This is a genomic window from Fictibacillus sp. NRS-1165 (assembly GCF_050468105.1).
In the GTDB taxonomy this organism is placed as follows: domain Bacteria; phylum Bacillota; class Bacilli; order Bacillales; family Fictibacillaceae; genus Fictibacillus_C; species Fictibacillus_C terrinigri.
This window is the reverse complement of the sequence record NZ_JBDPNU010000101.1, coordinates 1-5,009: the sequence shown is the minus strand read 5'-3', so window position 1 is coordinate 5,009 and position 5,009 is coordinate 1. Positions and strand designations below refer to the sequence as shown.

The 5,009-nt window shown below is 38.9% G+C and carries 6 protein-coding genes; 2 read left to right on the top strand and 4 right to left on the bottom strand.

Annotated features, from left to right (window positions below):
• Together ABHN01_RS24550 and ABHN01_RS24545 are read right to left on the bottom strand one after the other, a co-directional pair.
• The coding region (locus ABHN01_RS24550; protein WP_429877716.1) for a hypothetical protein at positions 1 to 193 on the bottom strand (193 nt) is incomplete at its 3' end.
• A gap of 254 nt (positions 194 to 447) precedes the next feature.
• On the bottom strand, positions 448 to 1,620 hold the full coding sequence (locus ABHN01_RS24545; protein WP_429877717.1) for an iron-containing alcohol dehydrogenase: 1,173 nt from the start codon (positions 1,618 to 1,620) through the stop codon (positions 448 to 450).
• A gap of 891 nt (positions 1,621 to 2,511) precedes the next feature.
• On the opposite strand from ABHN01_RS24545, the gene ABHN01_RS24540 reads away from it, so the two are divergent.
• Both ABHN01_RS24540 and ABHN01_RS24535 read left to right on the top strand, forming a co-directional pair.
• Positions 2,512 to 2,730 (top strand): small, acid-soluble spore protein, alpha/beta type, encoded by a 219-nt coding sequence (locus ABHN01_RS24540; RefSeq protein ID WP_429877715.1) that lies wholly within the window; start codon positions 2,512 to 2,514, stop codon positions 2,728 to 2,730.
• A gap of 151 nt (positions 2,731 to 2,881) precedes the next feature.
• A complete protein-coding gene (locus ABHN01_RS24535) occupies positions 2,882 to 3,079 on the top strand; it encodes a YozQ family protein (protein ID WP_429877714.1) in 198 nt (65 codons plus the stop codon).
• Positions 3,080 to 3,301: 222 nt separating this feature from the next.
• Here ABHN01_RS24535 and ABHN01_RS24530 read toward each other — a convergent pair whose 3' ends face one another.
• Together ABHN01_RS24530 and ABHN01_RS24525 are read right to left on the bottom strand one after the other, a co-directional pair.
• Complete coding sequence (locus tag ABHN01_RS24530) at positions 3,302 to 3,736, bottom strand: Dps family protein (RefSeq protein WP_429877713.1); 435 nt, start codon at positions 3,734 to 3,736, stop codon at positions 3,302 to 3,304.
• Positions 3,737 to 3,906: 170 nt separating this feature from the next.
• Positions 3,907 to 4,797: a DMT family transporter gene (locus tag ABHN01_RS24525; protein WP_429877712.1), complete on the bottom strand. Its 891-nt coding sequence runs from the start codon at positions 4,795 to 4,797 to the stop codon at positions 3,907 to 3,909.
• Between the last annotated feature and the right edge of the window lie 212 nt (positions 4,798 to 5,009).

The following is a 5,009-nucleotide window of genomic DNA, read 5'->3' as shown; positions in this document are numbered from 1 at the left end:
GTGTTGATGGCATCACCAGCTGTCCGATCTTTTCCTTGTCAGTCATGTGGGCTACGATTCGCTCGACCACCCGGTTACTGGACGTGATGGATGGATCGGATTTACCGTTCGATTGATCAGCACTGGCACTAAGAGGCAATAAGAAAGTAGAACTAAGAAGTACAGAACTGAATAAAGCACTCATCTTCTTCATCACTATTTCCCTCCTTCAGTATATGAAACGCGAGAACAGACACTTTAAGTAAAATGTAATTGCTTTCAATGACATGTTAGCACCGAAGTTCCAGAGTGGTCAATCATCATTTTACATAATCTAGAAAAATGATTCGTATTCCATATTTGGACAATAGGCGTGCTTTCTTATTATAGTAGGTTGGTTGTATGTATAGAAAACCCCTGGAAAAAAAGCCCTCCTCTTTCTGCCTTTTTAAAATGGCAGTACGATTTTTATGATTTAATCGTTTGAGAACTAAACTGGTAATCATAACATAATTTGTACAGCTCCATTAATTCGATCTCATCCGGCACTTTCGGATTATTGCCGGGACTGCCGCTTTCCAGGGCATCTCTTGCCATCTTTTCTAGATTTTGCAAAAAAAGATCCTCTATTATCCCCCAACCTTTCAAATTAGGAATAGATAGCTCGACGCATAGGGCTTTTATTTCGTCTATTATTTTCTGCGCTATTGCCTGTTTTGTAAGCCCTTGCGTGTCATGAAAAATGATATTCCCGATATCAGCTAGCCTCTCATAGCAATCTTCTAGACTATACTCCAGAACAACAGGAAGAAGCATTGCATTCGAGATGCCATGAGGCACGTGGAACAAAGCTCCTATCGGGCGGGACATTCCATGAACCAAACAGACTGATGCATTCGAAAAAGCCATTCCTGCCTGGAGGGCAGCAAGGGACATTTTTTCCTTCGCTTTTATATTCTGAGGTTGATGATATGCATCTCGTATACTTTCCATAATGTGTCCAATGGCGGTTAACGCCAAAGAATCGGTAAAAGGATGGGCACGCCTTGAAAGATAGGCTTCAATAGCGTGAGTAAGTGCATCAATGCCGGTTGCCGCAGTTATATTTTTAGGAGAAGAAATGGTTAGGACCGGATCTACAATGGCTGCTGCCGGCATAAATCCGGGCTGCTTAATCATCATTTTAATATCAAGCGCAATATCGGTTATGACGGTTACATCCGTTGCTTCAGATCCGGTTCCTGCCGTTGTAGGAATAGCGATTAAGGGAACGGCAGACTTTTGTGCAATCTTTCTGCTATTCATATAATCGCTGATGGATCCCCCATTCGTACCCAGAACTGCAACTGCTTTTGCTGTATCAATACAGCTTCCTCCACCTAAGCCAATAATCACATTGCACGATTCCGCTTTAAGCGTGTCCAGCGCTTCATAAACAAACGTATCTGTCGGTTCAGAATCGATGTCCAAATACTTGACTGAGGATACTCCTGCTTGTGTTAAAAGATGTTGGCATTCTTCAACGTACATCAGCTTCTCCATCATTCGGTCGCTGATGATGAGTGCTTTGTTTCCGAGCTTAGACGTTTCCTCCCCCACTTTCTGAAATGAATGTTGGCCGTAAAGTATCGTTCTTGGCATTTGCAGAACTGAAACCACAGAAAGAGCCCCCTTCCTAGTTTAATAACAATCCTTTTTAATAGTTATGAAAATTCAGTCTTTTTTTGGCGCAAGGTTTCCCAAGTATTACTTCTACAAGGTTAAAGAGAAACCTCTAAGTATATATGTTTTGTGGCTAATAACACCGGCAATTAAAAAAAACTGTACTATCCCGGCTTTTCCAGATCGACCTTTGTGTGCACTGTTATGTGTAACGCGGTTCGTATCCTTGTCCATATCGTGCTGATGCCCTGAAAGTCACAAAGCCAACACTAAACCTTCATTAATTTCTGCTTTTGTTAAAGTCGGTCTCTGCTTTTTGGTTTTGTATTTTCTTTTTCCATACGATTTTTTTGTCCATAAAGGACTACACTCCCTTTGACAGGCGTATCAGTTTTTTCCCTAAACCGTGCTCTATTGTCCTCTGGATCCAGAAAAAACAGTTTGACCCATTAAGCTGCAGTATTGTTGGGAAAAACCATCTCGCTGGCTTCCGCTGTTTTGTGAGTTCATGATTTCTTGTGTAACCTGTCCTATACGAAGCTTTTTATGCCTCAAAAAACACATTGTTTGTCAAAGAATTAGCGTTAAACTCTTGCCGCGCGGTATAAAAACCTCACGATAAAAACCCCAAAGGAATGGGGGTTGAATGGTGGTCATGAAATCAAAGGCAAGAGATAACCAAGGAAGTGTTTTGGCGAACAACAATGTTATCCCTTGCCCATACAGACTAATATAACCAGAATAAATAACATTATCCAAAAAGCCTGCAGAATCCTCTATATCAAATGCGTTTGGTGGTTTTTACAAAAATTTCAAGGCATGTATTTGGCACAATTTCAGAAAATAACAGTGAAAAGGAGGTGAACAAACATGGCAAATACTGGTGGAGGAAATCGTAATCGCCTTTTAGTACAAGGTGCACAACAAGCGATCGACCAAATGAAAAACGAAATCGCTACTGAATTCGGTGTACAACTTGGAGCTGACCAAACTTCTCGTGCAAACGGATCAGTTGGTGGAGAAATCACTAAACGTCTTGTGGCTACTGCACAACAGCAGATTTCTGGATTTGGTGGGCAACAACAATAATTTTGTTAATTACAACAAAATATTGATGGACAAGGCTACCTATTCAATATAGGTAGCCCTTTTATATTTTGTTGGGAAAGCCCGAGTTGTTTGTTGTATGAATGAAAGCAGGTTGAAGAAAAATTGTAATCGAAATGAAGGAGTTAAAAAAATGAGAAAAAAACAAAGTAATGAAGGCAATAAAGTGGGCGAAAGAAATTATGAGACTGAGGACTATAAAGGAAAAGATCAGGTTTCTGTAGGTATGGCCACTACACATGAACAAGTGAGTGATTACTATATGAGTGGTGAATGTGTACCTGTATCGGATTCCACAGAGGACCAACCCCCTATGCCAAGAGAGAAATAGAGCACGATACTTAACTCAAACCACAACTGGCGATGTCCTTTTAACCATTAAGAATAAAAATACATTCAAGAGAAATGTTATCAAAAAGAAGGAAAAATATAGCAATCCTGATTGAGGTCGTAAAGTATGAAATCGCTACTGAATTTGGTGTGCATAAGAACGTTAAAAACTACCTTGTGATCACGAGGTAGTTTTTTAACAATGGACACGTATCAAGGATACTTACGCCAAAAATGATGTGAGCATCCAGGTGTGTTTATCCAATTGTGATGAAATACTTAGTAACATATCATGGGTAACTTCATCATTTTCTTTTTCCGTAATTTCCATACCTTGCTTTAATTGATCTCTGATTAATGCAAAATCATCGATGATCTCTTGTACCATCCCTTCTGATGTTTCATTATTTGAAGCTTCTTTGACTGTAGCCAGTTCTAAATATTGTTTCATTGTTGCGGCAGGCTGTTGCTGTAACATAAGCAAACGTTCTGCTAATTCATCAATATGTTGATTGGCTTCATTATATAATTCTTCGAATTTCTCATGGAGAGTAAAAAAATGGGGCCCTTTTACGTTCCAGTGATAATTGTGAAGTTTAACGTATAATATGTTCCAATTGGAAATTTGCTTGTTTAATACCTCGTATGTGCTGTCCATATAATCCTCCTATATCATTTTTGTCACCTAATTTGGCAGTATCTCCATATAGAAGGATTTGATACGGATAATGTAGATTAAGTGGGAATAATAAATTGAAACACGTTAGTTTTAAACGGTCGAGGCTTCTTTTATTTCAAGACGATTTTTCAAGTTCTATCTTTTAACCGCTAGTGGGTAATAAATAATTTTCGTTTTGCTTTGCTCGGCTGAAAGTTTCGATTCACAAGATAAATACCAGTAAGAATAAAGAAGCCTCCGACGATAAAGGACGGAAATAGAGGGTCGTTCAATAGTATACAGCCTGTTAATACACCAAAGAATGGCGCCAAAAATAAATAGGCACTTGTCTTTCCTGGATCCGTGTTTTGCAATAAGTAATACCACCCGGCAAACTGAACAATAGAGGACATGACACTCAGCCATAATAAAATGGATAATGAATGAGTGTTAGGATGAAAAAAAGGATGTTCAAGTAAAAAGCTCGCTGCCAAAAGGAGTAATCCACCAAAAAGCATCTGATACGCAGATAAAACCCATGTATCAAAATTCGTTCCCCATTTCTTAACTAACAAGGTAGAAGCCGCCCACAACAAAGCGGATAAAATTCCAAATAAAGTTCCAACCTCAAATTTAAGATGGGTTCCCTGTGTAATTACAACCCCTGTCAATCCCAACAGAACTCCTCCCCATTGATAAAGTTTGTAACGTGCTTTGAACAAAAAGGAGCCCAATACTACAACAAGTAAAGGGTTGGTAAACGTAAGTATAGAGGATTCACTAGCTGTAATCGAACGTAAACTTAAGAAAATACAACCCATGACACCTGCTGTTTGAAAAACACCGATCATTAGCATCTTCACCCACCCCTCTTTTGCAGCTGGATGTGCTCTTCTTAAAACACGTACAAGGATCGCAAGGATGCTTCCGGCAAGTATAAAACGATAAGCTGCCAACAACAAGGGAGAAGAATAGGCCAAGCCAAGCTTTCCAACAGTAAAGGAAGAACCCATTAAAAATGTTGTAACAAGCACAAGTGATATCCATTTCAACTTATTCATACTTGAGTCTCCTTATCTATAATTTTGCCTTCTCCAGTATTATATAGATAGAATATTTCAATCCTCATCGAAGTATGGAATGATGCTCATAAACGTAAATAACTGCAGTAATACCTGTATATTGTGAAATCCTCGAATTGAATAAAAAAGCCGAATAATTAGCGGCTTTTTTACGGATGTTTATCTTTATCCTTCTTCTTCTTTTTTACCTT

Excerpts from the sequence above, each read along its gene's own strand:
- ABHN01_RS24525 (WP_429877712.1), bottom strand. The coding sequence starts at position 4,797 with ATGAATAAGTTGAAATGGATATCACTTGTGCTTGTTACAACATTTTTA.
- ABHN01_RS24540 (WP_429877715.1), top strand. The coding sequence starts at position 2,512 with ATGGCAAATACTGGTGGAGGAAATCGTAATCGCCTTTTAGTACAAGGT.
- ABHN01_RS24530 (WP_429877713.1), bottom strand. The coding sequence starts at position 3,736 with ATGGACAGCACATACGAGGTATTAAACAAGCAAATTTCCAATTGGAAC.
- ABHN01_RS24535 (WP_429877714.1), top strand. The coding sequence starts at position 2,882 with ATGAGAAAAAAACAAAGTAATGAAGGCAATAAAGTGGGCGAAAGAAAT.
- ABHN01_RS24545 (WP_429877717.1), bottom strand. The coding sequence starts at position 1,620 with ATGCCAAGAACGATACTTTACGGCCAACATTCATTTCAGAAAGTGGGG.